Genomic DNA, 2,776 nt, shown 5'->3' with positions numbered 1-2,776 from the left:
CCGGCTTCGACACCATGAGCGTCATGCCGGGCGCCACCCGGGCCTGGCCGGAGGGCAACTTCTACGGCTACGACAAGGTCTACGACTCCCGCAACACCGGCTACCAGGGACCGGCCTTCAGCTGGGCGCCGCAGCCGGACCAGTACACCCTCTCGTGGTTCGAGAAGAACGTGCACGGCGTGGAACACGACCCGATGTTCGTCGAGATGCCGCTGGTCTCCAGCCACACGCCGTGGGCGCCGCTCCCGCAGTTCATCGACTGGGACGACGTCGGTGACGGCTCGGTCTACAAGCAGATCCAGCAGGAGGGCAAGAAGGTCCGCACCATCTGGAAGGACCCGGTGAAGCTCCGGCGCGAATACTCCCGGTCGATCCAGTACACGATGACCACCGTGATCTCCTGGCTGGAACTCTACGGCGACGAGAACACCGTGATGGTCTTCCTCGGCGACCACCAGCCGTCCCCGCTCATCGTCGGCGACACCGCCAGCCACGACGTGCCGATCACCATCCTGGCCAAGGACAAGACGGTCATGGCCAAGACGTCGAGCTGGGGCTGGACCGACGGGATCAAGCCGGATCCGAAGGCCCCGATCTGGAAGATGGACGAGTTCCGGGACCGGTTCATGACCACGTTCGGTCCCTCGGGCGAGGTCAGCCGGGTGCTCGCCCCGCCGAAGCGCTGACCCGAGGTCGGCCGAGATACGGCAGGGATTGGGAATCGAGGGCCATGGGTATTCCAGGTTCGCTGGACAAGCCGGCGACGAACGGAGCCCCCCAAATGTTGATCCTCGGTCTCATCCTCCTGCTGTTGGGTATCTTCCTCAACGTCTCGATCCTCTACACGATCGGCGCCATTCTGCTGGTCGTTGGCGCCGTCCTCTGGATCCTGGGTGCCGTCGGCCGCCCGGTCGGTGGGCGAAAAGTCTGGTTCTGATCCCCGTCGTGACATGAAGAACGCCCGCCTCGGCGGGCGTTCTTCATGTCTCAGGCCTCAAGCTTCCAGGACGGCCCAGCCGTGTGCGGGCAGCACCACCGCGGCGTCGGCCGAGCCGGCCCGCTTCAGCTCCGCGGCGCCGTTCAAAACCGATTTCCCGTACGGCACCGGCAGCTCGGCAGGCGCAGCACCGACGCTCAGGGCCACGATGAGCGTCCGGCTGCCGTCGGTGACCGCGTAGGCGAACTGCTCGTTGGTCAGGTGCACCGGCTTCGTCCGGGCGTGATGCAGCCACGGGTGCCGGCGGCGCAACCCGATCAGCTCCTGGTGCAGGTGGTAGAGCGGCCAGCCGTACGGCGCCAGCCCGGCGGGCTCGGCGGGGAACGCCGGGCGGACCGCGTCGTCGCCGTGCTCCCGGTCCTCCTTGACGCCCTGGAAGCCCTGCTCGTCGCCGGCGTAGATGGACGGGCTGCCGCCCACGGTGAGCAGCAACACCAGCGCGAGCGGCACGTGCTGGGCGTCGGTGAGCTTGCTGGCCAGCCGGGTCACGTCGTGGTTGCCGACGAAGGTCTGCGGCACGAAGCTGTCCAGGAATCCGTTGTGCCGTTCCAGGGCCCAGCTCAGCTCGAAGAAGTTGCCCGCGTTCAGGGCGCTCCAGGCGGCCTTCCACAGCTCGTACTGGGTCACCGAGTCCACGGTGGATTCCTTGACGAACTCCGGGTAGTCGCCGTGGATGACCTCGCCGACCACGTACGCGCCGGGGAACTCGGCCCGGAGGCGGGGCAGCACCGTCGCCCAGAAGCCGGCCGGCACCGCGTACGCCGCGTCGAGCCGCCAGCCGTCGGCACCGCGGCGCAGCCAGTGGGTCAGCACCTCGGTGACGTAGTCGGCGACGGCAGGCTCGGCATGGTTGAGGGCGACCAGCGCACCGTGGCCCTCGAAGTCGGCGTATTCGGGCGCGCCCCCGCCCGCCGGCCAGGTGAGCCGGAACCAGGACGCGGTCGGCGCCTCGCGGCCCTGGGCGAGCACGGCCTGGAAGGCGGCGTGCCCGCGCCCCACGTGGTTGAACACCCCGTCGAGCATGACCCGCAGCCCGCGATCGTGCGCGGCGGCGACGAGCGCGTCGAAGTCGGTGTCGTCACCGAGGCGCGGGTCGATCCGGAGATGGTCGATCGTGTCGTAGCCGTGCGTCTCGGCCGCGAACACGGGCCCGAGCAGGATGCCGGAGACGCCGAGCTCAACGGCATAGTCCAGCCAGGCGGTGAGCTGCCGCAGCCCACCGTTCTCGCGGCCCGCGGGATGCGCGCCGACGAAGCCGAGCGGGTAGACCTGCCACCACACGGCGTGTTCGACCCAGTCCGGCTCACTCATGGCATCGCTCCTCGCGGTAGAGAATACGCAGAAACGCCGGCCCGAACCGGGCCGGCGTCAGCTCTGCGGTTGCTCAGATGGTGTCGCCGGCGAGGTGCGTGCGCAGCTTCGTCAGGGCCTTGGTGAGCAGGCGGCTGACGTGCATCTGGGAGATGCCGACCTGGTCGGCGATCTGCGACTGGGTGAGGTTGCCGTAGAAGCGCAGGGTGAGGATCTTCTGCTCGCGGTCGTCGAGCATGGCCAGGGCGGGGCCGAGGGCGACGCGGGTTTCGGCGAGTTCGAATTCGTGGTCTTCGCCGCCGAGGGTGTCGCCGAGCTCGGTGGTGCCGTCGGCGCTGATCGGGGTGCTCAGGCTGGTGGCGTTGTAGGCGCGGGCGCCTTCGAGGCCTTCGAGGACTTCTTCCTCGGTGACGCCGAGGTGCACGGAGATGTCGGCGACCGTCGGGCTGCGGCCGAGGGTGTGGGTGA

The 2,776-nt window shown here is 68.9% G+C and carries 3 protein-coding genes and 1 pseudogene; 2 read left to right on the top strand and 2 right to left on the bottom strand.

The window, feature by feature from the left end; genetic code table 11:
- Positions 1-686 (top strand): annotated as a pseudogene (locus DMB66_RS56930) (sulfatase); the annotation flags it as partial.
- A gap of 95 nt (positions 687-781) precedes the next feature.
- Positions 782-937 (top strand): hypothetical protein, encoded by a 156-nt coding sequence (locus tag DMB66_RS56925; RefSeq protein WP_125812319.1) that lies wholly within the window; start codon positions 782-784, stop codon positions 935-937.
- A 57-nt stretch (positions 938-994) separates the two neighbouring features.
- On the opposite strand, the gene DMB66_RS56920 is transcribed toward DMB66_RS56925, so the two are convergent.
- Both DMB66_RS56920 and DMB66_RS56915 read right to left on the bottom strand, forming a co-directional pair.
- Entirely contained in the window at positions 995-2,308 is a 1,314-nt protein-coding gene (locus DMB66_RS56920) for an alpha-amylase family protein (protein ID WP_125812318.1), read from the bottom strand.
- 73 nt (positions 2,309-2,381) lie between these two features.
- Positions 2,382-2,776: sigma-70 family RNA polymerase sigma factor (locus DMB66_RS56915; protein WP_125812317.1), on the bottom strand; the 395-nt coding region annotated here is incomplete at its 5' end.

The organism is Actinoplanes sp. ATCC 53533 (genome assembly GCF_003947245.1).
This window is presented reverse-complemented; position numbering and strand designations above follow the sequence as displayed.